This is a genomic window from Undibacterium sp. GW821-FHT11H02, from assembly GCF_058808015.1.
The window spans coordinates 21,555-45,840 of the sequence record NZ_JBXARG010000022.1 but is presented as its reverse complement, the minus strand read 5'-3'; the positions used below and the strand labels follow the sequence as shown (position 1 = coordinate 45,840).

25 protein-coding genes are annotated in these 24,286 nt (G+C 45.4%); 15 read left to right on the top strand and 10 right to left on the bottom strand.

From position 1 onward, the window contains the following. Positions 1–278: 278 nt before the first annotated feature. Together AC1RR2_RS18395 and AC1RR2_RS18390 are read right to left on the bottom strand one after the other, a co-directional pair. Complete coding sequence (locus AC1RR2_RS18395; RefSeq protein ID WP_493223731.1) at positions 279–1,046, bottom strand: RES family NAD+ phosphorylase; 768 nt, start codon at positions 1,044–1,046, stop codon at positions 279–281. Positions 1,047–1,919: 873 nt separating this feature from the next. Continuing rightward, positions 1,920–2,231, bottom strand: a complete 312-nt coding sequence (locus AC1RR2_RS18390) for a hypothetical protein (protein WP_493223730.1) — start codon at positions 2,229–2,231, stop codon at positions 1,920–1,922. Between AC1RR2_RS18390 and AC1RR2_RS18385 the strand changes: the two genes are divergently transcribed. Then, positions 2,226–2,504 (top strand): helix-turn-helix domain-containing protein, encoded by a 279-nt coding sequence (locus tag AC1RR2_RS18385; RefSeq protein ID WP_493223729.1) that lies wholly within the window; start codon positions 2,226–2,228, stop codon positions 2,502–2,504. The two genes, AC1RR2_RS18390 and AC1RR2_RS18385, sit on opposite strands and share 6 nt — an antisense overlap. Before the next feature lie 63 nt (positions 2,505–2,567). Here the strand turns inward: AC1RR2_RS18385 and AC1RR2_RS18380 are convergent, their stop codons facing one another. Then, positions 2,568–3,014 (bottom strand): HAD domain-containing protein, encoded by a 447-nt coding sequence (locus tag AC1RR2_RS18380; RefSeq protein ID WP_493223728.1) that lies wholly within the window; start codon positions 3,012–3,014, stop codon positions 2,568–2,570. A 97-nt stretch (positions 3,015–3,111) separates the two neighbouring features. Further along, positions 3,112–3,567: a Cd(II)/Pb(II)-responsive transcriptional regulator gene (cadR, locus tag AC1RR2_RS18375; RefSeq protein ID WP_493223727.1), complete on the bottom strand. Its 456-nt coding sequence runs from the start codon at positions 3,565–3,567 to the stop codon at positions 3,112–3,114. A 76-nt stretch (positions 3,568–3,643) separates the two neighbouring features. On the opposite strand from cadR, the gene AC1RR2_RS18370 reads away from it, so the two are divergent. From AC1RR2_RS18370 to AC1RR2_RS18325, 10 genes are all read left to right on the top strand, one after another. Further along, positions 3,644–5,908: a heavy metal translocating P-type ATPase gene (locus tag AC1RR2_RS18370; RefSeq protein ID WP_493223726.1), complete on the top strand. Its 2,265-nt coding sequence runs from the start codon at positions 3,644–3,646 to the stop codon at positions 5,906–5,908. 73 nt (positions 5,909–5,981) lie between these two features. Beyond that, on the top strand, positions 5,982–6,317 hold the full coding sequence (locus AC1RR2_RS18365; RefSeq protein ID WP_493223725.1) for a hypothetical protein: 336 nt from the start codon (positions 5,982–5,984) through the stop codon (positions 6,315–6,317). A 131-nt stretch (positions 6,318–6,448) separates the two neighbouring features. Further along, on the top strand, positions 6,449–7,804 hold the full coding sequence (locus tag AC1RR2_RS18360; RefSeq protein WP_493223724.1) for a TolC family protein: 1,356 nt from the start codon (positions 6,449–6,451) through the stop codon (positions 7,802–7,804). 8 nt (positions 7,805–7,812) lie between these two features. Beyond that, positions 7,813–9,369, top strand: coding sequence for an efflux RND transporter periplasmic adaptor subunit (locus AC1RR2_RS18355; protein WP_493223723.1), 1,557 nt, complete (start codon positions 7,813–7,815; stop codon positions 9,367–9,369). 57 nt (positions 9,370–9,426) lie between these two features. Further along, complete coding sequence (locus AC1RR2_RS18350; protein ID WP_493223722.1) at positions 9,427–12,570, top strand: efflux RND transporter permease subunit; 3,144 nt, start codon at positions 9,427–9,429, stop codon at positions 12,568–12,570. Between the two features lie 497 nt (positions 12,571–13,067). Beyond that, the gene (locus AC1RR2_RS18345; protein ID WP_493223721.1) at positions 13,068–13,640 is read left to right on the top strand and encodes a flagellar basal body rod protein FlgB; all 573 of its coding nucleotides are present in this window, start codon (positions 13,068–13,070) and stop codon (positions 13,638–13,640) included. Positions 13,641–13,747: 107 nt separating this feature from the next. Next, positions 13,748–14,206 carry an MgtC/SapB family protein gene (locus AC1RR2_RS18340; protein WP_493223720.1) on the top strand — a complete coding sequence of 153 codons (459 nt, stop codon included), beginning with the start codon at positions 13,748–13,750 and terminating at the stop codon, positions 14,204–14,206. A gap of 33 nt (positions 14,207–14,239) precedes the next feature. Continuing rightward, positions 14,240–14,584: a zinc ribbon domain-containing protein gene (locus AC1RR2_RS18335; RefSeq protein ID WP_493223719.1), complete on the top strand. Its 345-nt coding sequence runs from the start codon at positions 14,240–14,242 to the stop codon at positions 14,582–14,584. Positions 14,585–14,655: 71 nt separating this feature from the next. Continuing rightward, a complete protein-coding gene (locus AC1RR2_RS18330; RefSeq protein WP_493223718.1) occupies positions 14,656–15,618 on the top strand; it encodes a cation diffusion facilitator family transporter in 963 nt (320 codons plus the stop codon). Positions 15,619–16,242: 624 nt separating this feature from the next. Beyond that, complete coding sequence (locus tag AC1RR2_RS18325; protein WP_493223717.1) at positions 16,243–17,076, top strand: transporter; 834 nt, start codon at positions 16,243–16,245, stop codon at positions 17,074–17,076. 597 nt (positions 17,077–17,673) lie between these two features. Here AC1RR2_RS18325 and AC1RR2_RS18320 read toward each other — a convergent pair. From AC1RR2_RS18320 to AC1RR2_RS18295, 6 genes are all read right to left on the bottom strand, one after another. Next, positions 17,674–18,240 (bottom strand): phosphatase PAP2 family protein, encoded by a 567-nt coding sequence (locus tag AC1RR2_RS18320; protein ID WP_493223716.1) that lies wholly within the window; start codon positions 18,238–18,240, stop codon positions 17,674–17,676. Between the two features lie 105 nt (positions 18,241–18,345). After that, positions 18,346–20,274, bottom strand: a complete 1,929-nt coding sequence (locus AC1RR2_RS18315) for an FTR1 family protein (protein WP_493223715.1) — start codon at positions 20,272–20,274, stop codon at positions 18,346–18,348. A 110-nt stretch (positions 20,275–20,384) separates the two neighbouring features. Beyond that, complete coding sequence (locus AC1RR2_RS18310) at positions 20,385–20,696, bottom strand: tyrosine-type recombinase/integrase (RefSeq protein WP_493223714.1); 312 nt, start codon at positions 20,694–20,696, stop codon at positions 20,385–20,387. 264 nt (positions 20,697–20,960) lie between these two features. Continuing rightward, entirely contained in the window at positions 20,961–21,170 is a 210-nt protein-coding gene (locus tag AC1RR2_RS18305; protein ID WP_493223713.1) for a GDCCVxC domain-containing (seleno)protein, read from the bottom strand. A gap of 4 nt (positions 21,171–21,174) precedes the next feature. Beyond that, positions 21,175–21,450, bottom strand: coding sequence for a mercury resistance system periplasmic binding protein MerP (gene merP, locus AC1RR2_RS18300; protein WP_493223712.1), 276 nt, complete (start codon positions 21,448–21,450; stop codon positions 21,175–21,177). A 12-nt stretch (positions 21,451–21,462) separates the two neighbouring features. After that, positions 21,463–21,807, bottom strand: coding sequence for a mercuric transporter MerT family protein (locus AC1RR2_RS18295; protein ID WP_493223711.1), 345 nt, complete (start codon positions 21,805–21,807; stop codon positions 21,463–21,465). Positions 21,808–21,873: 66 nt separating this feature from the next. Between AC1RR2_RS18295 and merR the strand changes: the two genes are divergently transcribed. The 4 genes from merR (at position 21,874) to AC1RR2_RS18275 (ending at position 24,083) form a co-directional block, all read left to right on the top strand. Further along, positions 21,874–22,275 (top strand): mercury resistance transcriptional regulator MerR, encoded by a 402-nt coding sequence (gene merR, locus AC1RR2_RS18290; protein ID WP_493223710.1) that lies wholly within the window; start codon positions 21,874–21,876, stop codon positions 22,273–22,275. 51 nt (positions 22,276–22,326) lie between these two features. After that, a complete protein-coding gene (locus AC1RR2_RS18285) occupies positions 22,327–22,683 on the top strand; it encodes a VOC family protein (protein ID WP_493223709.1) in 357 nt (118 codons plus the stop codon). 245 nt (positions 22,684–22,928) lie between these two features. Next, positions 22,929–23,756: a hypothetical protein gene (locus AC1RR2_RS18280; protein WP_493223708.1), complete on the top strand. Its 828-nt coding sequence runs from the start codon at positions 22,929–22,931 to the stop codon at positions 23,754–23,756. Positions 23,757–23,927: 171 nt separating this feature from the next. After that, entirely contained in the window at positions 23,928–24,083 is a 156-nt protein-coding gene (locus AC1RR2_RS18275; protein WP_493223707.1) for a hypothetical protein, read from the top strand. The last annotated feature ends 203 nt before the right edge of the window (positions 24,084–24,286 follow it).

Here is a 24,286-nt window from a genome sequence, read left to right as displayed (position 1 = left end):
TTGGGTTAAAGTGTGGAATTAAGTTGTTCGCAGCATGTAGTAGAAAAAGCCAAAAGTGTCTAAACGCTTTTGGCTTTTTTATTGAAGTGTAAACTTCTGCTTGAGTAGAATGACGTGATGGACTTTTTCCACTGATGGTGTATCAAACTACACTTTTACATTCAAAAAGTGTAGTTTGATACACTATTTGAATTGGTCAAACCAGATTTATTGCTTAATTCTCTGAGTTTTAAGTCAACTCATTCAAGACTCTATTCGGACGAAACAGCTAGTGCAAATTAGGAATGATTCTCTAAGTGTCTCTTCTTATAATACCTATTTGCGCATTCTCCGAATTCATATTTGACTGCCTTGACGTCATACACCCCGCAATTGATCAGCTCTGCTGCGGTCAAATCGAACAACACGAAATTATGACCTTCTCCTAATCCGCTTTTGAAACATACACCATCAAAACCATGATGGCGGAGAAACTCGACGAGAATTTGAGTCGGAATGTAATCCGAGCTAGTGTCTCCGCGCGAAATTGGACGACTGAATGCCTGATTGATTTGCCACCAAATGGCATTGCTAATCCCTTCCTGCGTGGTTGGAGGGGAAAAGATTAGTTCAATATCGCCAAACTCCTTCTCAACTGAATAGCAATCAACTAAATGTAAGTTTCGTTGAACTTCAAACTGCGCAACCGAAAGCATTTGTCCACGCTGTGGTCGCATTTCAGCCATACACGTATCCAAATGGTTGGAAAGGTAGAGATAGGCGATACCACGAGGATTAGCTCGACCCTCACCACAGAATTCATGGTTCGGTTTCATACGCTGTTCGCTAAATCCGGTGATGATAACGTCGCCTTCAATATGATCTTCATCATAGCCAATCTGGGCTCGACAAAGCACGACACCTTTGGATAGCGAACGTGTACGTCCAGGTAGCGTCGCCGTTAATGCAGCGAGAAATTCCACCACAGGCGCGGTGTGAACATACCGTCGTTCGAAGCGCACGTGCCGTTGAAAAGTATCAAAATCATTGTGACTCTTAAATTCCAAGTTCTTCCTCCTTCAGGTAGTTTGATGATAACCCATGGTGTAGCGAAGACTTCTTACTCAGCTGGCGCATTTACGCTAGACAATTAATAGGACGAACTGTGGTTGTTGGCCAGACTCAGTCCGTGTCCCAAAGGATAGCATTTGCCAATCTGAAAAACAGCCGGAATATCCACTTGCTCGGAAATTTTCAGATGGGAAATGAGATAACTGATTTGTACAGTCTAGATCGCTTCGCGAGCGATTCCGACCAAGGTGGCATCACTTAGCCAGTTCAGAGGATTGGCAGGGATTCGGCTAACAAACAGCAAAAATCAACCAAATATGTGATTTAAAAGAAATCAGTACTTTTCAAAGTTGGTTAAATTTGCCCATCCCCCAAAACTGTAAAATTAGATACCTAATCGCTTCTCAATCGGCCCAGTTTGTTCAGTTCTTGAAGTGATTTTTCATGGGGAATCGATCTCTCTTTTTACACTTTCGGGGAAGATTTTCTCACCATCTCACCATCTCACCATCTCACCATCTCACCATCTCACCATCTCACCATCTCACCATCTCGCCACGCGCTGTGCCAAAATTAAATCGGCCTTTGTTGGGAGTACGCAGAGATAAAGCCAGTAATGAGGGGGCGTGCCGAGATACGGATAAAAACCGTCCATAACACTGAAAGTAATATGTCGTTGCAATTTAATGGCAATTTCCATATAGGCTATTTGTGCCCAGTCCCTCGAAAAGGTAAAAGTTTCTTTTTGCTTATACCTTTTAAACACTGATTACTTGTGCGGGCTAGACATGTGTTTTGATGTATCAAGTCGGTATTGAGGGCGGCTAGGATTCCTTAAAAATCCGCAAAAAGTATAGTAACTATTTGATTTAATGTAAGAATTCAAAATTTTCATAGATAGTATACGTTATACAGCTACCAGCCAGCATTACGCCCTTATATTCAAATCTATCATCGAACATTTCAGCGTCCGTCAAGTAGAGCAAAATGATGGCATTATTTCCACTCATCACGCAATGTTCTAAAACTTCGAATCCATCCGCATCATCATTTTCAAACCATGTTTCTGCGGGTTGTTTTTCAGTTTTTTGCCGGATAGTTCCTGATTTCCATAATTCATAAGCAAAGCTAAGACACTCACCTATTTGCCCTTGTCCTTCGAAAATATCTCTACCATGCAAACTTCCTCATACTCACCTCATTATGAAAAGCTTCGCGCTTGGTTGAAGCAAAGACGTTCCGTCTCTGCGCTCACTTTACGTGAACTTGCACCAATGATTGGAGCCCACTTCACCAGTGTTGGGAAAATGGAGCAGGATCGAAAGAAGATCGAACTTGTAGAATTCATCAAGTATTGTCAGGCCATCGATGCTGACCCACATGAAGGATTAGAAATTATTATTCAGTCGATCGCGGAACAAAATCATCATAAGAAAAAAATCTCGGGGAATTAGCGAGCTTTTACAGCTTTGAAAAAGCGCTCATCAAATAGAGATTGGTGATTGAATGCAGCTTTACTAAGAGCCTGCCAACAAAGTGCGCAACTTTATTTCCGCATTTTCGTCAAATCCGCTTGATGATTCTGTCTTGATTAAATTGGATAAGAATGGGCGAAATAAATAGGGCTTGTCGTCAATCGCTATCCAAGGTAACCATGGCTCACCCGAATCACGTAACCACGCTTCAATTTCAGTTTGGCGTTGATAGCCAATCACCTCAAATAATTCAGCACGCTCACGCCAATGAGGCGTCGCACCAATGATCCGATGGCGAATCGCAACATCAAAGAAATCGCGTAGTGTGTCGAGTGATCGTGTATCTCGCCACGTGCTGCTGACCACGACGCTTACGTGCGGAAATTCGTGTAGGATTTTTTCCAATCTCGGCAAAAAACAAAATAACTGATTTTGGTCGTAGCAAGGTTCTGGATGCAATACGCCATCAAAATCAAGAAATATAATCACGAATTAATCCCAATATTAAAATAGGTTACGACTTGTTCTTAGCGATAATAATTCCGGTGCCAATGAGGATCTGCCCTAAATAAGCCAAAACTTTTATTCAATGACAGTTTCCACCATGGCTACCCAATTTTTTAGTTGGCAATCCTTCCGTCGTAGCAAGATTGTGCAAAATTCCGCAATCTTTACCAGCGGTCGGATTATCGCAAAGACTACGTAAATGCGTGAGTTGCTTTTGCAACCCAGTCAATTCATTAATACGATGCGCCACATGGTCAATATGTTTATCTAAAATTTGATTAACTTCGACACAGGTTACTTGTGGTGCATCTTTAAATTGCAGAAGTTGACGAATCTCATGCAAAGTCATATCTAATGAGCGGCAGTGGCGGATAAACTGTAACCTCTCAGCATGATCATCACCATACAACCGATAATTAGCATCCGAGCGTACAGCCGGTGGGAGTAGTCCTTCTTTCTCATAAAACCGGATGGTTTCGACCTGACAACCTGAACGTTTCGCCAGTTCTCCAATTTTTAATTCCATCTGATTCATCCTTATCGCAAAATAACGCTTGACCCTATACCTACTACAGGGTTTTAAATAGCACTATACGCCTCATGGAGTTTTTATGTCATTAGCAACTGAACAGCAATCCGATTGCGCCATAGATAAACAAGCTTGTGGATGCGGAGACACGCCACAAGTGAGCACAATCTTACCTGACTCATCGTCCTCTGTTGGCACAAGATCGGTAGTGTACAGAATAGCGAATATGGATTGTCCAACGGAAGAAGCGCTGATTCGCCAAAAGCTGGCATCCATCAAAGACATTGCTCAACTGAGCTTTAATTTATTAGAGCGCAAACTCACAGTCAAGCATCATCTTGTTGATGACAAGTCGATTCAAAGCGCTTTACAAGACATCGGCATGCAAGCCGAGCTGATTAATGCAACGGAACAATCTAAGCAAAATGTCAATGCACCCACCATCTCAAATAAATCGTGGTGGCTAGCGGGCTTGGGAATTGCCAGTGCCGTAGCTGCGGAGGTGATCGCCTGGGTAAGTGGCAATGAATCAAGTTGGGCTGTAATTGTTTTATCCTTGTTTGCCATCATGGTAAGCGGTATAGGCACCTATAAAAAAGGATGGATCGCGCTCACTAATCTCAATTTAAACATTAACGCTCTGATGGCAATCGCTGTCACGGGCGCCGTCATCATAGGACAATGGCCAGAGGCGGCAATGGTCATGGTTTTGTTCAGCCTGTCAGAAATGATCGAAGCCTTATCCTTAGATCGTGCGCGCAATGCGATTCGGGGATTAATGGCGATGGCACCTGAACAAGCGACGGTAAGGCAGACTGATGGTAGCTGGTTCACCGTAGAAACCGACCAAGTTCAAATTGATGCGATTCTACGGGTGGCACCTGGAGAGCGCATTCCGTTGGATGGCATTTTGATTGAGGGGGCATCCGCTGTTGATCAGGCACCGATTACAGGAGAAAGTATGCCAGTCGCGAAAAATATCGGCGATCAACTTTTTGCTGGAACCATTAATCAAAGCGGCTCCTTTCTTTATCGTGTCACTTCCCTAAAAGCAGATTCGGCATTGGCACGAATTATTGTTCGCATTGAAGAAGCGCAAGCAAGTCGTGCACCCACCCAGCGTTTCGTGGATCAATTCGCTAAAATTTATACGCCCGTGATCTTCTTGTTGGCATTGGCAGTCATGATAGTACCGCCTGTCTTTTTTGCATTACCGTGGTCTGTTTGGGTCTATAAGGCTCTGGTGTTATTAGTGATCGCTTGCCCTTGTGCGCTAGTGGTGTCAACACCGGTGACGGTCGTCAGCGGGTTAGCGGCAGCAGCCAAAGCGGGCATTTTAATTAAAGGTGGAGTCTATCTGGAGGATGGGCGCAATTTAAAAGTGATTGCACTGGATAAGACCGGCACCATTACCTTGGGTAAGCCAAGCGTCACTGATGTCACGCTGCTTCAAGGTGATACCAACGCCCAATTGCAGCTGGCCGCAAGCCTAGCGATACGATCGGACCATCCTGTATCGGGTGCCATCAGCCGCTACTGGCAAACGCAATTTACCACTTTACCTCTTACTGAAGTAGTTCAGTTTGAAGCTTTGATGGGGCGTGGAGTGAAAGCACGCATCGGTGATCAATGGTTTTATTTGGGTAATCACCGCTTAGTCGAAGAATTGGGTATCTGCAACACGAGCCTTGAAGACACTTTACGCACCTTCGAAAGTGATGGAAAAACGGTGGTAATTCTCTGTAATGAGACGACGCCACTACTGATGGTTGCTGTTGCCGATACGGTTCGTGAAACCAGCCGTCAAGCCATTGCAGAGCTGCATGCGATGGGAGTACATACTGTCATGTTAACTGGTGACAATACACTCACGGCCAAGGCAATTGCCCGGCTTGTCGGTATCGACGACGCCCGTGGGGATTTATTACCTGAGGATAAGTTAGCGGCCATTCATCAAGAGATAGCACAATATGGTCGCGTCGGCATGGTGGGAGACGGTATCAATGATGCTCCCGCGCTAGCCAAAGCCCATATTGGATTTGCGATGGGGGCTGCGGGGACGGATACGGCATTGGAAACAGCCGATGTGGCGTTAATGGATGATGATCTGCGTAAGATTCCTCAGTTTATTCAATTGAGTCAACGTACCTCCCGCATTCTGAAACAAAACATTAGTTTAGCGCTGGGGATTAAAGTAATTTTCTTGGTACTCGCCGTGTTTGGCTCGGCCAGCCTTTGGATGGCAGTCTTTGCCGATATGGGAGCAAGCCTGTTGGTCATTTTTAACGGCTTACGTTTAGTCAAACTACCTGCTGTCCCCAAGCTTACTGCTAAATCGCAAACCTAGATAACAAATTTGTAATCTAGTAGAAAAACCGATGAGGTATATAATTCGCATTATGTGTAAAAAATGGATCTTCATGTTAGTCATTGCGCTCACCTTCCAACTAAGTTGGACGGCGGCAAGTGCATTTTGTCAACATGAAACAGATCAATCCACCCAACATTTTGGGCATCATCCTCATCAACATCAAACATCCGGTCATGAGGATCAAAAGGATAAAACCAGTAGTAAAAAATCTGTGTCGCATCCAGATTGCGCCACCTGCCATCATGGTTCTTCAATGGCAGCCGAATTACAGATAAATCCCTTGAATTTGTCTGCACTCCAAGATACGGATCGCTTTAGTTTCCCTCAACCTCCCATGCCATTCTTGGCAGAGCCTGAACGTCCCAAGTGGATGTGCGTCGTCTAATCCGGCGCCAATTGATTGTCACTCTTCATTAGTTCTTTTTTTTCTGATACCAAGGACTGACAACGCACGACCGGATTTTTCCTATTGCTTCGTTTTAAGAATAGTTTCAGGAATAATTTTAGGGGAGTCCCATGCAAAAATTGCTTTTGCCGCCCACGCTATCGTGGCTCGCGGCGGTACTACTGACGTCTTCACCCACTTACATTGTGGCACAGACATTACAGACCAATACGCATACAAAAGATCAAACGAGTACCCAAATACTTGCAACTAGTCCTTCGACAGATATGGTGCACAGTACTGTCGTTAGTGGTCGTTTAAGTTTGCCCGAAGCCGTACGCTTAGCTCAGCAATATCATCCAGATATCGCTGCCGCAAAAAGGGAGATCTCGGCGACAGAGGCCAGCTTACGTCAAGCAGGCTTACTACGTAATCCAGAACTGGTTGCGATGATGGAAGATGCTCGCAGTGAAAATCGAAGTACCACGTGGCAAGTAAATCAGGCAATTGAGCTCGGTGGGAAACGACGTGCCCGACTATCGGTGGCGGAAAGCGGTTTGAATATCGCTAAAATCGACTTCACCATGATGTTAAATGAAATTCGTGCCACCGTTACAACGCGCTTTAATGAGGTACTGATTGCACAGGAGCGTCAACGATTGGCGCTCACGTCACTGGAGCTGACGCAGCGCGCTTTCAGTGCAGCTAAAAAACAAGTCACCGTGGGTAAAGTTGCGCCGTTAGAAGAAAGTAAAGCGCGCGTGGCGCAGTCCAGCGCACAGCTTGAGCTGGCTAAATCAGAGACTGAATTAATGATTGCACGCCAGCGATTGCAATCTGTTATCGGCAATAACGCAAATCAATCAACTGAATTATTGGGACGTTTCGATACCTTACCTTTGTTACCCGATAGCTCGGATTTAGAAAAGCAACTGACGCAATCACCACAAATCATCAAAGCAAAAATCGAGGTGGAAAAACGCGCAGCGATGGCCGATGTGGAGCGCAGTAAACAAATTCCGGATGTCACACTAAGTCTTGGTGCAAAGCGGGAACAACTGACCGGGCGACAACAACCAATGGTAGGAATCGCTATCCCGCTTAGTTTGTTCGATCGTAATCAAGGTAATGTGCAGGAAACCATTAGTCGTCTGGATAAGGCAAAGGATGAGCTGCAATCGACACAGATACGCGTTCGTAATGAGTTGATGCAAGCCCATCAGCGACTACGCTTCGCCATCGACGAAGCACAACTGAGTAAAACAGATATGCTACCCAATGCCCAAAATGCTTTTGACCTTGCATTAAAGGGCTTTGAATTCGGTAAATTCAATTTCTTAGATGTACTCGATGCGCAGCGCTCTCTCTTGGCTGCGAAAGCACAATATTTACGTAGTTGTGGTGATGCCCATCTTGCCGCAGCGGATATTCAAAGACTGCTGAATGACCAAGCGTTTGAATTCTATCCAGCGACTGACTCATTTTAGGAATAACCATGAAATTTTTATCTCAACTTACCCCATCTTCGCCGCTCAAATACCGAAATCAGGTGATTGCAGTCGGCATCGTTCTCGTGGTCAGCATTGCCTTAGCAATTGCTATCCTATTTTCAAATAAATCGACGTCTAAAACAGAAGATCACGATAAAGCCAGTCATGCGGGAGAGCATGCAGAAAAAGCGGGTGAAGAAGCTGCTCCTGATCAGAAAGGTCCACATGGCGGACGCCTATTTACACAAGGCACTTATGCGTTAGAAGTCACCATTTTTGAAGTGGATTCTGTACCGGTCTTTCGGCTTTATCCCTACAAAAATGGCAAAGCTATGGCACCTGGTGCCAGCGACGTCACTGTCTTGGTGCAGCGCTTGGGTCAGGAAGCCCAGACGTATCGACTAATACCAGAGCAGGATTATCTGACCAGTACGGATGAACTGGAAGAACCTCATTCCTTTGATGTCAAAATTAAAGCCACATTTGATCAGAAGACCTATGAATTTCACTATGAGCAGATCGAAGGTCGAGTGCAAATGAGCGAGCAGCAACGCAAACATAACGGGATAGAAACCCAGGTTGCCGGACCGATGCTATTGCAAAGCACAATGTCACTCTTAGGCGAAATTCGCCTGAACGCCGACAACACGGTACATGTTGTGCCACGTCTGACGGGATTAGTAGAACGTGTTTTGGTGAATGCCGGTGACAAGGTTAAGCAAGGGCAAGTGTTAGCGGTGATTTCCAGTCAGCTGTTAGCCGACCAACGCAGTGAAGTGCTGGCGGCACAAAAACGGTTTGCGTTAGCGAAAAAGAGTTTTGAGCGAGAAAAGAAATTGTGGGAAGAAAAAATTTCTGCCGAACAGGATTATTTAGCTGCACAAAACGCCTTGCAAGAAGCCGATATCACACGTCAAAGTGCAGAGCAAAAATTAGCGGCTTTAGGCGCTAATTCTCCTATCGGCACGACTGGCGGATCACTCACACGTTTAGAAATTCGTTCACCCATTAACGGCACCATCACGGAAAAAAATATCGCCATGGGACAAGTATTGAAAGAAGATGCCACGATTTTTACAGTGACCAATCTGGATACGGTGTGGGTTGAAGCGGTTATTCCTGCAAAAGAATTAGGACAAATCAAAGTCGGGCAAAAGGCAATGATCAATGCAACGGCATTTGAAGCGAGTACCAGTGGAAAAGTGAGCTATGTAGGCTCAGTGGTCGGTGATCAGACCTTAAGTGCGATGGCGCGTCTGGTGGTGTCTAATGCAAAAGGACTTTGGTATCCCGGTCTGCCAGTTAATCTGGTCGTGCAATCTGCAGCGGTGAACACGCCGGTGGTTGTCGCCAGCGAAGCTATTCAAAGTGTCAATGAAGTCTCTAGTGTGTTTATCAAAGTCGGCGATCAGTTCGAAGTACGACCAGTGGAACTGGGGCGCACTAATGGTAAATTTACTGAAGTAGTGAAAGGCCTGCACGCGGGTGAAACGTATGTCTCAAAAAATAGTTTTCTGATGAAAGCAGAATTGGGTAAATCGTCAGCAAGTCATGACGATTAACACCTAATTAGATGATCTTCTTATGAATCATTTCATTCATTTCAGAAAGTAAAAATCATGTTTGAGAAACTTATTCGCTTTTCCATTGACCATCGATGGATGGTGTTGGCAGTGACCTTGTGTTTTGCCGCACTGGGTATCGTCAACTACCAACGGTTACCGATCGATGCGGTACCCGACATTACTAACGTTCAGGTACAAATTAATACCGTGTTACCAGGGTATTCGCCCTTAGAGTCAGAGCAACGCGTGACCTTTCCGATTGAAACGGTCATGGCAGGTTTACCTTCTTTACAGCAAACGCGTTCGATCTCGCGCTATGGCTTATCGCAAGTGACAGTGGTATTTAAGGATGGTACCGATATCTATTTCGCGCGTCAGTTGGTTAATGAACGTCTGCAAGAAGCGAAATCAAAATTGCCGGCAGGTGTCGAGCCTGCGATGGGACCTATTTCTACGGGTCTGGGTGAAATTGTGATGTGGACGGTCGAAGCTAAACCTGGTGCTTTAAATGCATCAGGCGAGCCTTACTCCTCCACCGAGCTTCGCGAGATTCAAGATTGGATCGTCAAACCGCAATTACGTAATGTTGCTGGTGTGACCGAGATCAATACCATCGGTGGCTATAACAAAGAATTTTTGGTTGCTCCCAGGCCAGAAAAGCTAGTTGCCTACGATGTCACCTGGCAAGAAGTCGCTGCAGCGATCGAAAAGAATAATGCCAATATAGGTGCTGGCTATATTGAACGCCGAGGTGAACAATACTTGGTGCGCGCACCAGGTCAGCTCAGCTCTATGGCGGATATTAAACAAATCATCGTGAAATCCATCCATGAAACACCGATTCGTATCGAAGATGTGGCAGACGTGGAGATCGGCAAGGAGTTGCGCACAGGAGCTGCCACTGAAAATGGTCGTGAAGTCGTGCTAGGTACTGTGTTTATGCTGATTGGCGAGAACAGCCGTAAGGTATCGCTCGCTGTGAGCGAAAAAATTGAAGAGATCAATCGCTCTTTACCGAAAGGTGTCATTGTTAATACCGTATACGACCGGACGATATTAGTGGATAAAGCGATTAATACGGTGAAGAAAAACCTGCTCGAAGGAGCTGTGTTAGTCATTGTGATTCTGTTTCTATTTCTCGGCAATATCCGCGCTGCCATCATTACGGCGATGGTGATTCCCTTAGCGATGCTATTCACGTTCACTGGCATGGTCGGCAACAAAGTGAGTGCGAATCTGATGAGTCTGGGCGCATTGGATTTTGGCATTATCATCGACGGTGCGGTCGTTATTGTAGAAAATTGCGTTAGGCGTTTAGCGCATGCACAACAGCATCATGGCAGGCTATTGACGCGGCATGAGCGCCTTAATGAAGTGTTTGAAGCAGCAAAAGAATCACGTAGACCATTGTTATTCGGCCAGTTAATCATCATGGTGGTGTACTTACCGATTTTTGCATTGACAGGTGTCGAGGGAAAAATGTTCCACCCTATGGCTTTTACGGTGGTTGCCGCATTGATTGCGGCGATGGTTCTCTCAGTGACATTTATCCCGGCCGCCGTCGCACTATTTATCGGTAATAACATCGTTGAAAAAGAAAATGGCGCCATTAGCCGTATTCAAAAACGCTACCAATCTCTATTGGATTGGACACTTCATAGTAAAACCTTGGTGTTAAGTATTGCCGGTACCACGATCATTTTGAGTGGTTTGTTGTTGACCCGTATGGGAAGTGAATTTGTTCCTAGTTTAAATGAAGGGGATATTGCCATGCAGGCACTACGCATTCCTGGCACAGGCTTGGGTCAAGCTGTACAAATGCAGGAAGACTTAGAATTAGCTATTCAAAAGTTTCCAGAAGTGAAACGTGTATTTTCGAAAATTGGGACAGCAGAAATTGCCACTGACCCAATGCCACCTAGTGCTGCAGATACGTTTATCATGCTTAAACCTGAGAGTGAGTGGCCTAAGCCAAAACGAAGTAAAGAGGAGTTGATCGAGGCAATACAAGAAGCTGTTATCAAGGTGCCGGGAAATAATTATGAATTCACTCAACCCATTCAAATGCGCTTTAATGAATTGATTTCGGGTGTGCGTAGCGACGTGGCGGTGAAGGTATTTGGTGATGACATGGACACCATGAATAAATCAGCTGAAAAAATCTCTCAGGTACTCTCTAAAGTTGATGGCGCGGTCGATGTAAAGGTAGAGCAAACCACGGGATTGCCGATGCTTAACATTCAAATTGATCGCGATAAAATCGCCCGATTAGGTGTCAATGTGAATGATGTTCAAGGTGTCATCAGTCACGCCATCGGTGGTCAGGCGGTGAGTACCATGTTTCAAGGTGATCGTCGTTTTGATATCGTGGTTCGCTTGCCAGATCACTTGCGCAATGATGTCGATACGATTAAACGCCTGCCAATTCGCCTGCCCAAAGACGGTAACAGCCCTGATAAAGCAGGTTATGTACGACTCAGCGATGTAGCGGCGGTCACCATGGGGGCGAGTCCTAATCAAATCAGTCGAGAAGAAGGAAAGCGCCGGGTGGTTGTCACCGCAAATATCCGTGGGCGCGATATTGGTTCCTTCGTGAATGAAGCCCAAGAGAGCATGCGTAAAGAAGTAAGCATGCCAACTGGCTATTGGATGACCTGGGGCGGTACCTTTGAACAATTACAGTCAGCGAGTAATCGTCTGAAAGTGGTTGTGCCAGCTGCGTTGGTGCTGGTTTTTATGCTGCTCTTTGCGATGTTTGGCAATATGCGAGACGGCCTATTAGTCTTCACTGGCGTGCCATTCGCCCTGACAGGAGGGATTGTGGCCTTATGGTTGCGAGATATTCCTTTATCGATTTCAGCTGGCATCGGTTTTATTGCCTTATCTGGTGTGGCCGTATTGAATGGTCTGGTAATGATTGCTTATATCCGTTCACTCATCGATAAAGGCATGGATGTAGATGCCGCGATCAGTGAAGGTGCAGTAACGAGACTGCGCCCCGTATTGATGACCGCATTGGTCGCCTCATTGGGATTCATTCCTATGGCCATCGCCACTGGCACCGGTGCAGAGGTACAACGGCCGCTAGCGACCGTCGTTATTGGTGGAATTATCTCGTCAACGTTATTAACGTTACTGGTACTGCCATTGCTGTACAAGCTTGCGCCCTCGTATTTTAAGAAAGAAATTGAGGCCTAAATGTTTTGAATCCCTCTTATTTCTCGGTAGTAAAAACGAATTAAGAGGGGTGTTTCAATTAATGTTGTTGAAATAAATATGGAGCACATCATGAGTAAAATTTTACGATTAGTGACTGTACTTTTGGCTTCGTTGTTGCTATTTAGTGGGTGTAGTCTGCCTTTTCTGTCTAACGCACAAATGCATAGAACTGCGTACGTTAGCAAAATTTATAACGATGATGATCTTCGTCTAAATAGGCCAAGCTGTTTATCACACTTAACCACTGAAGATATCGAGAACCGTAAATTTGTCGAGGTACGTCGCTTGGTGGGACGTCAAACAAAAATATTTAGCGCTGAGTTGCCTCCTGGAATGCTTATTAAAGTAAGGGATCACGTCGCAATTTCTTCCGGGACCTGCACAAATAACTTGATCCCCAAAATTGAACGACTCATAGAGAATTAGAAAATAAATGGAAAGAAATTTTGATCAAGACCAAAATCTAGGGAGGTTTTATGGCTATCAATTTCAAAGTAAGCTCGGAGTTCAGACTGCTGATCCCAGAAAACAAAAAAAATGATGGGTTCATTTCACCATCAACCAAATTTCAAGAGCAATTAAGTCAAGTGCTTAGCTCAATTCAACAAACTGAATTCTCAAATACTACAGGAAATTTGCGTAAGAAAGTTGACTCACAGAGTAAGCTGCCACAATCTGAACTTTTAGCTTACATTCCAGGTCTTGATCTACAAAAAAAACAACTCGAAGAAAACTATCATGAGCGTATTTTAGGGCTTCGTGAGTATCGACAGATGGTTCTTGCTTCCAACATAGCCAATGCTGATACGCCAGGGTACAAAGCAAGAGATTTTGACATCACAAAAGCAATTCGTGATGGAAAAACCAATAAAAATGTCGAATTATTGTATACCAATGAAGAAATGAACAATGTAGACGGTAATACAGTTAATTTGGATGTGGAAAGAGCTAAATTTATGGAAAATGCTATTTTGTACGAATACGAAGTTGATCGCGTTAAAGAAGAATTTAAGGATATGGAGAATTTGCTTAGAAATCTTCCATATTAAGTGCCAAGGATATCTCATTAAAATTCTGAATGAATATTCATATCTAACATTCCACAATTGATAAATGTTGCGGAAACATTCAGATAACCATTGACGGAAGCGAACCTATGGATTGGAAGATAGAGTTGCTGTTTTCTGCACGCATTTTATTTGCAGCATTTCTGGGAGCAGTAATCGGCTGGGATCGAGAACGACAAGGCAGCGACGCAGGTGTGCGTACTTGTATGGCGATCTCAATTGGCGCTTGTACATTTAGTTTGGTGTCATTGCATGTTTTTGCTGGTGATCCGACTAGGATAGCGGCGCAGGTGGTAACCGGAATTGGCTTTCTGTGTGCGGGAGTCATTCTCCAGTACCAAGAGCGTGTAGCTGGTCTCACGACTGCAGCAACACTGTGGACCACGGCGTCAATCGGCATGGCCAGCGCGTTCGGGATGTATGTTTTGGCAGGTTTAACGACAGCACTGCTTTACGGCATGCTGGTATTGCACCATTTACCAGGCTGGCAAAGGTTTACCAAAAAGCACGCTGTTAAAGTAAAACATGACCAAATTTATGAAGAGTAGCGAAAATCTGGCAACACATCAGAGGAGATTGAAATGGGTTTTTTTGAAAAACTGTTAAGTGGTGGACATGACCGCGGCCACAGTAACAAGCATGGCAATAGTCACGATAGTTCGCACGGAGGTAGCCATGGTGATCAGCGATATCGCCAGGATGCACCTCGTCCAATAGACAATAGATGGGGAACGTCCGGGGCAGCATCACCAACGGTAGCCACAACCACGGTTGCTTGCCACAGTTGTAACATGGCAAATGACTCGTCTGCGCGTTTTTGCCAACAATGTGGAAAGTCACTGCTATTAATAACGACATGTCGCGGATGCAACTCAGCATTAAAGCCAGATGCGAAATTTTGCGATCAATGTGGTGTCGCTCGCTAATATTTCTTGAAGTAGAAAAAGTAACCGTGGCGACGCCACGGTAACTTGCCATTAACCATTAAAGGATATTCATGAGCGCAGGTCATTCTCACGCCTTACCCACCACACAGAACCAGAAAAACCTGTTGATCGCATTAGCTTTGACGTCAACTTTCCTGGTGGCTGAAGTGATCGGTGGCATTGTCACGGGCAGCCTGGCTTTGCTATCTGACGCGGCTCATATGCTGACAGATGCCAGTGCCTTGGCCATTTCCATTGCAGCGATCCATATTGCCAAACGCGCAGCGGATGCCAGACGTACGTATGGCTACCATCGCTTTGAGATACTAGCTGCTGCATTCAACGCGATTATGCTGTTCCTGGTTGCCATTTACATCCTGTACGAAGCCTATCAGCGACTGAAGTCACCGGCAGAAATTCAGTCAACCGGAATGTTGCTAGTTGCGGTCATCGGCTTGATTGTCAACCTGGTTAGCATGAAACTTCTGGCAGCCGGCAAAGACGCCAGCCTGAATGTCAAAGGTGCCTATCTCGAAGTATGGAGCGATATGTTGGGCTCAGTTGGTGTGATTGCCGGAGCGATCATCATCCGTTTTACCGGCTGGACCTGGGTTGACTCTGCGATCGCAGTCGCCATCGGACTGTGGGTCTTACCCAGAACTTGGGTGTTACTGAAAGAGAGCATGAACATACTGCTAGAAGGAGTACCTGAAGGCGTAAGTATAGAAGAGATTAAAGCCGCCATGTTGACAGTGCCTGGTGTCGTCAGCGTGCATGACTTCCATCTCTGGGCGTTGACCAGTGGAAAGACCAGCATGACTGCACATGTCGTGTATGACCCGTCTTATAGACCTGAACAACAACTTCTGCCAGTCCTGAAAACCATATTGGCGACCAAGTTTACTGTTTATCACACGACGCTACAATTTGAAACTGTACCTTGTGCTCATACGGATGATGGTTGCAATTTCATCCCTTTGGATGAAGAACATGATGGCACTCGCCAGGCAGAACCGGAAAACCGATCGAAGTGACTTTAGTTATGACAAAGGTATTGGTGGTGGTTTATCAGGATAAGGCTTGGAGATATTGTCCGGATATAAATTAAAGTGCTTTACTTTATGTGATGTTCTTTAAAAGGCGGCACCGCTTGAATCATTGGATATCTTCTGTTGAGGAATAAAAGGGGTTTCCAATGGCGAACATACTAGTAATTTCATCGCTGACACTTAGACCTGCCGAACTAGGTTCAGTGCTAACGCGCCAACATACTTCTCCAAATGGCATTTCGTTTGCTGCTTCTTTTGCCCGGCTGCAAAAGATAGTTGCAACGACTATCCTAACAGTCATCTGCAAAGAACTGCACCGCCATTGGAGAGAAAGGTTCCGCTAAAACCCCACTTGCCGTACTTACTATGGACAATTCAGGTTCGTCTACAGAAGTAGCGGAAAACACCCACAAATTATCACTACTAGTGGAATTTAAAATATTATAAAAAACCTAATTTAATTCAATTGATTAGCCTATGGGCTGGGGTTGGCTAAGGTTACATTCGGTTAAAATTAGAATGATGCAAACATCGCTTCATCTCAACTGCATATGTAAAGAAAGCATTGCGTCCAGGCTTTCACCCCTGTTTAGAAAGGAAGTGCCGAGCATGTTAATCAATAACACCAACAATAAAAGCAGCTTTTCGATTTCTCTGATACCTATTCCGATAACGGTGATATCGCTACTGCTAACTTCTACGGCGTTCGCCCAGGATAATGTGTACATTAATCCGGATAGACCTGGCATCGCCGATGGCAGCAAAGTCATTGGCGCACGTCGGTTTCAAACTGAAATAGGCCTACAGAAGGAATTTCGCGGGAGCGGTTCAGCGTCTGAACAAAGCTTATTTGCACCAACGTTGTTGCGTCTGGGGATAGGCGATAAATGGGAAGTGCGCATCGAGAGTAATACATTTACATCGCAGAGAATCTCGAATCCGGACAATGGTGCAAACCAGAATCGAGGATTTGCACCAATATCGCTTGGTATGAAATATCAATTCCTTGGTTTGGATGACGAAACGCAACCTTCTTTAGGTGCTATTGTGCGCATCTTTCCGGTTTCTGGCTCTCGCGACTTTCGCTCTCAACACACCACTGGGGATGTACGGCTCGCAGCTGATTGGGATATCTCTTCGCAGTGGTCGCTAAATCCCAACGTAGGGTTCGCCTCCTACGAGGATGATCAAAACCGGCGATTTACTACTGGGATAATGGCCGTGACGCTTAATTACAACCCCAGTAAATCGCTAAATTTCTTTATCGATACCGGTATGCAATCCCATGAGAGAGAAAAGGGTAAATTGGCTGCCATTTTTGATGTCGGTGTGGCATATTTGCCGTGCCGTGACATACAACTAGACTTTAGTGTAGGCAGAGGCACGAAGGGAACGACGCCACCTCGTGCCTTCGTTTCACTGGGAGTAAGCAAGATGTTCTGAAATTTCAACACGAAGTGCAACAAGCAAGTGAGTACGTTCTACACTCAAACTAAGTGGTCATACTTTGGTCTTCGAGTTCTCTATTGCATCATGCTAGCCAATCCATGTCTTTAATTTTCAGTCTCAACTTCCCGGGGTAGACTTGATTTGCTGCCTCAGTTTGTCATGATTCGGTCGATAAATCTCTGAAGTGATGATGCAGACTGCGCCAAGCAAAAATTGCTACGGCAATTAAATTAAAAGATGACCAATGTGCAAAATGGGATCCACCACATTTCCTAAGGCAGCTCCAAGAATCAAGCCCCCCTAATTCAAGCAGAGGTAAGCCTTGTCGGAGTTTTCTGATTATCTAAGCTGAAATCCCAACTGCTAGTAGTATCAGAACATAGCGCTGCCACCTCAACATTCGCCAGAAAATTGGTGCTGCACCACTTTTAGCATCATGAATTAGATTGAAGAAAGAAGTGACTTGGATTTGTTCACCATAAGGAAGTGATGCGCCACGGCAGATTAGGACGATTGATCCTCTAATAGCACAATACTTGCCAAGATACACGCAACGTATGTCGACAAAGAGTAAAAAAATTTTAATTGCTGCTATTGTCGCCATAATCGCTTAGCTATCAATAATCCGCTGTAACCAATGACCCAGCCCGAAACAACATCCGCAGGAAAATGCATGCCTGTCGCAATGCGTGACCATCCCACCAGAATTACATACAAAACCAGAGCTGCCCGTAGGCGCATATCGACCAATGGCCAAAGAACGCCTGCCACCACGACAGCATAAGTCGAATGGCCGCTGGGCAGGCTGTAATGGAAATCGGCCGGAACGCTCCCTTGCATCAAATGTCCAAAAACTGCTGGCGGTCTAGGAAAATCAAAGAACATCTTCAATACAATAGCAACGGTTAGTGATAGTCCAAGTGCAATAACAAACAGAACGAGTTGATGTCGGATCGTGAGAGCACGGATATTATCCTTAACCAAGCTTGACGAGACCCGCAGACCAAATATTACCAGTGGAGCGCCCCAATAGTTTCCAAGTATGTTGCTAAAAATCCAGGCTAAAGGGATAAGGACTGATGGAGTATTCTGATTGATGACCTGAAACAAAGCTTTGTTCAGTCCTGCCCATTCATACAAATAGAACTTAACCATCATTTCTCTGAGGTCTTTAAGTGTCGCGTAGTAATTTCTAAACTCCATTGAAGCTTGACCGCTAAGAGGCACCTTGAATACAGTAAATGGCGCACCATGTTCACTGGCTTAAGCACGGCTTTGGCTCCCGAGGCGCTGATTGTAAGCAAAACTGGCAATAATAATCACCAGAATTACTGTTTGCGCCAAGATACTTTGCATTGTTGGATAAATTCCCAGCAGATCAATACGAGGCATTGGAATTGGTGTGATATTAATGACACCAGCCTCTTGTAGCGCGTTGATGCCTTTGCCTACTAGGACGAAAGCCAGAATTGCTACCATGCCAGAACTGACAGCAAAGAACTGACTAATTGGCAGCCTTGCTGTAGTTCTGAGCAAAATTGCAGCAACTCCAGCCAAAATTACGATACCGACCAGCAGGCCTGTTAACAAATAGCCGCCATTACCGTCGCTCCATAATGCTGCGTAAAACAGCACAGTTTCAAATACCTCTCGATAGACAGTCACAAATGACAGCAGGAATAGCATAAGTGCCGAGCGCTTGTTCAGTGCGGACGACAATTTATCTTTGACATACTGCTGCCAGCGTCCAGCGAGACTCTTTTGGTGCATCCAGATACCAACACTGAGCAATACTATTGCTGCGAACAGTGATGAATAGCCAGCGGTCATTTCCCGACTGGCACCGCTAAAGGTCACAAAATAGGTCGCGGCCACCCAAGTCAATCCACCTACGGCCAAAGCGGTGATCCACCCAGCATGAACATACGGTAACACATCCTTGCGTTCCGCCCGTTTAAGAAAAGCAATCATCGCCACTACGACCAGCAATGCCTCAATCCCTTCACGCAGCAAGATAGTTAAAGCACTAATTAAGGTGCTGATCGGGTCATTATTACTCAATTGTAAAACTGTTTGCACCTGGTCGAGTTGCGCCGCCAGTTGTTGCTCGATGGCATGAGCTTCATCCCGCTTACCCGCAGTCACTGCTATCCGGAATTCACCCATGTTTTTTTCGATACGATTGAATAGCACCTTATCCTTGGTAGCTAGTGCCGGTTCGATTGGTTCGAAACCGTCTAGGTACGCAGAAATTGCTAAGCGAGATGCGTCAGAAATATCACCTTTATCGAGTGCGGCAAGACTTTCTTTCAACCGTGATTTTGACAATACCAAAGAATTGGGTTTGTTTTGTTCCAATATCTGCGGATTACTCTTCAAGTACGCCATCACCTGTCCTGCTTGCCCGTCTGACATGCTCTTGGCAAGTGCCGCTTCTGACGTCTGACTTAATATGCTCAGCGATGGTACCGATGCATGTAGAGCTGAATTTGCTTCCCACAACTTTTTGCCAGCCTCACGATTCGCGTCACTATAAGGCAAGTTTGATGAAAAAAAGGCAAGTGCCCAGCGCTCATCTTCGGACAATTGGGCGAAGGCAGGCATTGAAGTACCCTTTACACCCTGAGTGATAATCTGGTGCAATGAAAACAAGCTTCTTTCTCTGGCACGTTCATGCCCACTCAAGGCGATGGGCGGCGGATTCAAACTAGCCGCTAAAGGACCATCGCCGCGCCCCAAGCTACCGTGGCAGCTTGCACACTGAGCTTTGAATAATTGCGCCCCCAGCTTTAAATCAGGTGACTTTCTAGGTGATACAGGTACAGGATAAGCTGTTAGTAAAGCACCAGCAAGCTCACGCGCATTGGTTGACACGATTGTAGCTGTGGATTTTTCTTCAATTAATCCGCGAAGTTGAGCCGCCCGTAGCTGTAAAGTTTTTTTGACGTCGTTGGTGGGCAATTCTCCTATCTGACGCTCAGCAGATAAGGCAAATTCTTGCATCTCGGCATACTCTGAAGGGCTGATAATTTTTCCATCTTTGACAGCGGCACCATAGTCCACTGCGAGATAGTCTAACAATTGCCAAATTTGTTTGGTTTTCACTTGCTCAGGGGTCGTCATAGCTAAAATGTTTGACGATATAGTGAGAGCGCTAATTAATGCGATTATGAGAGTGCGAAAGATGGACATAGTAGATAAAATTGTTCAACAGACCACAGGGACAATGAGAATGAGAATCATTATACCCTACTGAATATTACACAGCTAGATTTACCTCTTTACCTGATTTTCCGGCATCGTCAATTTTGAAATCGAGCAGTTTGATTTATGAAGTTTGATTCAATAAGGCTTTGAGAAAATTGATCGATCACATGGACATAGCGCATTGCTGACAGAATATTTTTCCAACCAACATATTCCATTAGCGTCTTTAAATCCCATCCATTGGCGGTAGCCCAGGTAGCGAAGCCGCGTTGTAACGAATGACCACTATACAAATCAGCGGATGCAATTCCCGCACTCGTTAAGATAGAACGGAAAATCGGAATCAGACTGTCCTCATGCAGGCCAGTATCTGCAATATACCCCCACCGGTCAATCGAGCGAAACACTGGTCCTGAGGTTAATTGAGCGGCATGGATTCAATCGACAAATAAAGGTCAAAGTTCCAGATTATGGGAATTCAAATGATGTAGTGATCGAGGATGGCACCATGAGCTCGTTGGACAATACTAGCCAGAGTTGGTTACTGTCTTTAACTACATCTTTTAGGCTAAGAGGTGTCGTTTGCAACACTAATTCTAAACTGCCATTGCATGAGAATTATATTGATTAGCCTAAGCGTACAATTTCCCCTCATTTTTCAATACTTTGATTCAACCACAGCAATTGCGTTGTTGAATTGGCGGGCACTTCACCGTGCCATATGAACAAAAGACGCAGCAATCGCCAGCCTTTGGCCGCAATACAACGCCACATCCTTGACACTCGTAGTAATACTGACAGGCATCTGTCGGCATCGTTTCTTGTTTGTTGTGACCACAATGCGGACACGTCAAAATCGATTCGAGGATTGCGTCAGTCATGGCGTTACTTTCTAACCGTTGAAGGAAATCCGGCATCGGTCGTCGCTTTGGTCAACATTGAGGCGTTGTCTTTGTCCGTATCAAGATTCACTATGGCTGTTTTGTGCTCAAAGTCGACTTTTACATCGGTCACGCCGGGAACTCGCTCCAGCGCTTTCTTGACAGTAATTGGGCAAGTGGCACAGGTCATGTTCTGCACATCGAGAGTGAAGGATTTTGGCGTGCTTGCCAAAGCTAATCCACTTAAAAACAGTGCGACGAATAAGGTAGAAATACGCATCGAAAAGTTCTTTCAATAAAATAGTGAAGCATACAAAGGTAACGCCAGCAGCAATATCACCGGCAAAGTAACGAGCCAAAAGATGATGCGTTGGTTACGAATAACACGGTTAGCAACACAGGCATCACCTGGTTCGCATGATCGTCGACGCACGTACAAATTGTAAAAGGCAGCTCCTAGGCACAGAACTGTCATGGCAGTGAAGTAAGGACTATATGGTTCGAGCGCGATAAGGTGAGATGCCCAACCGCCGCCAATACCCAGCAATAGCAGGACGAGCGGGCCAGCACAACATGCCGACGCGCCAAGCGCTGCAAGCACGCCCGCAACTAAAGATCCCTTCGTTCCGAATACCATTCCTCACCCCATTTTGTTTTTTACAGAGATAGGATAAACTCCGTACACATATACGGAGTCAAGTACATGACTGAAAAAATGACGATCAGCCGCTTGGCTGGCGCTGCAGGCGTTAATGTGGAGACGGTTCGTTTCTATCAGAGAAGTAAATTGATCGATGAACCAGCTCGACCGTACACCGGCTACCGCACTTATGGGAGCGACGATGTGCGCAGAATCAGGTTTATCAAACGGGCGCAGCTTCTAGGCTTTACCCTCGATGAAATCAAGAATCTCCTTGCGTTGGAGGGGTCACGCGCGTGCGCCGACACCCGGGATTTGGCGGCACGCAAATTGGCAATGGTGGAAGCGAAGCTAGCAGATTTGAGTATGATCCAGTCCGCCTTAGTCGATATGCTCGAACGTTGCAATACTGGTGACAGCACCGCAGGATGCCCGATTATTCAAGCCCTGATTGAAGGGACATGACAATGATAATCTCAGCCCATTGGAATCAACAAACTTGTGATGGAGGAATCGATGACATTAAGCATCAATGATCTCAAGGCATACGTTCCCGCCAAGGACTTTGAAATATCCAAACGGTTCTACCTCGCACTCGGCTTTAATATGTCGGATGGGTGGGACGGCACGGCAGACTTCGAATTAAGCGGCTATCGCTTTCGGCTGCAGAACTACTACGTGAAGGTTTGGGCCGAGAATTTCATGATTGTCATGGGCGTTGACGACGTGGATGCCTGGCACCACAAAGCATCCGAGGTTGCCCGCAGCGACGGCTTTTCGATGGTGCGAGTCCTGCCTATAGAATCGGCCGGAGGCTCCCGCGTACTTCATGTTATCGACCCGTCGGGAGTGTTACTTATTTTTGTTCAATGATTCTGGTAAGTTGGGTTTTCGCGTGCAAAAGTCGACAAGTGTTATATGTAAAAATTCCGAAAAATATAGGCCCCTAAATAACCAAAACGCTTATGTGTCATTACTGGCGTTATCTCGGCATGCTGCCATATAGTCGATCTCCAACCTACGTGTTTGGAATTAAACTATGCCGATGGCGTTAGAAAAAATATACATACAATGAAAGAAAGTTGATCAGCTTATTTTAGGAAGGAATTAGGTTTGAAATGGGACAAGCAAAAAACAAACAACGTGAGAATTTTTCGACACCCCTTATTGATGAGTGGGAGGCTGATGACTGCATCAACTTTGCCATCGCGCTGGCAAGATTGACAGGATGGCTACTTCACGTTGACTGGTGGGTTACCGATCCAACAGAAGATATTTCCGAGAATGAGATGAAGCCATTGCGGGTGTATGTGGCTGATAACCGGGATGGTATTTTTGATGTGCGGGGTGTCAAGACGATTGCCGAATTTAATCAAAGCACGATCATTAGGTTAGCCAAGAAGAAAGGACTCGGATTCGGCGGTGTTCGCACGCGTTTTTATACTGAAGCAATGCTTGCCACATTGCCTTTGAGAAGTTTGCCAGATGAAGACAAAATCAGTAAGGCTGTTGAGGTTATCAATTCACACCCACTTTACCTTAATGCAATTCCATCAAAACCACAGTCACGTATTCCTGCCTATGATGCTGCCAGATACACTTTCGGCCGCTGTGTTGCCTACGCCGAGGCAATGTGTGAATTAATTGGTTTGCAGCCAGTAGCCATTATGGGTAAGCGATTTGCTCCATTGTATGAAGGCACTAAACGGTCGGCAGACGGTTACTTTCATAGCATTGTTGTACACCCAAATGGGATGGGCGAAGACGCTTGGGGTATCGCTCCGATTGAGGATATTGCTGGACGTTTTGGAGCAATCGAATTTGAGATAAGTGCAAACGTACACCAAGAAGTCGTGAAAAATTTCAACCGAACATCCAATGAAAATTACGAAGCAGAGTTAAAAACTGCTAGAGAGTTAGTGGTCCAGTACCGACTTGATGCGTAAAAGCACGAGTTTAGCCGCACAGGTAATTAGTGTTTAAAGTGTAAGCAAATAAAACTTTTACCTTTTCGAGGGACAGGCCATAAATAGCCAGATTGTGAAGCAAAAATTCTTTAAAAATCAAATAATTACAAGATTTTTTGATGAATTTCACACGAATCCCGGCCGTCCCTCATGGTGTACCCAACCTTGCTGGCGGCTATTGGTGATGTGGTGAATCCCGCATGGCGCGCATCGACGGTCGGCGTGTATCGTTTATGGCGTGATATGGGATATGCATTTGGAGCCTTGTTATCTGGCGTGATGGCAGATGCATTTGGGGGTAGCTAGCGCAATTTGGGTTGTTGCGGCTTTGACGTTTTTGTCTGGTGTGATTACAGCTGTGCGTATGCGGAAGTCTTTGCGATAGTGGCATTAGAAAAGCAATGTATGTCGTATTGAATTTCTCAGGAGCTTCATCAAAGCGCTAACTATTCTTCAATTATGATTTGAGGCAGTTGCTGAGCTGCCTGTATGATGGTCGAGAGAAAAGT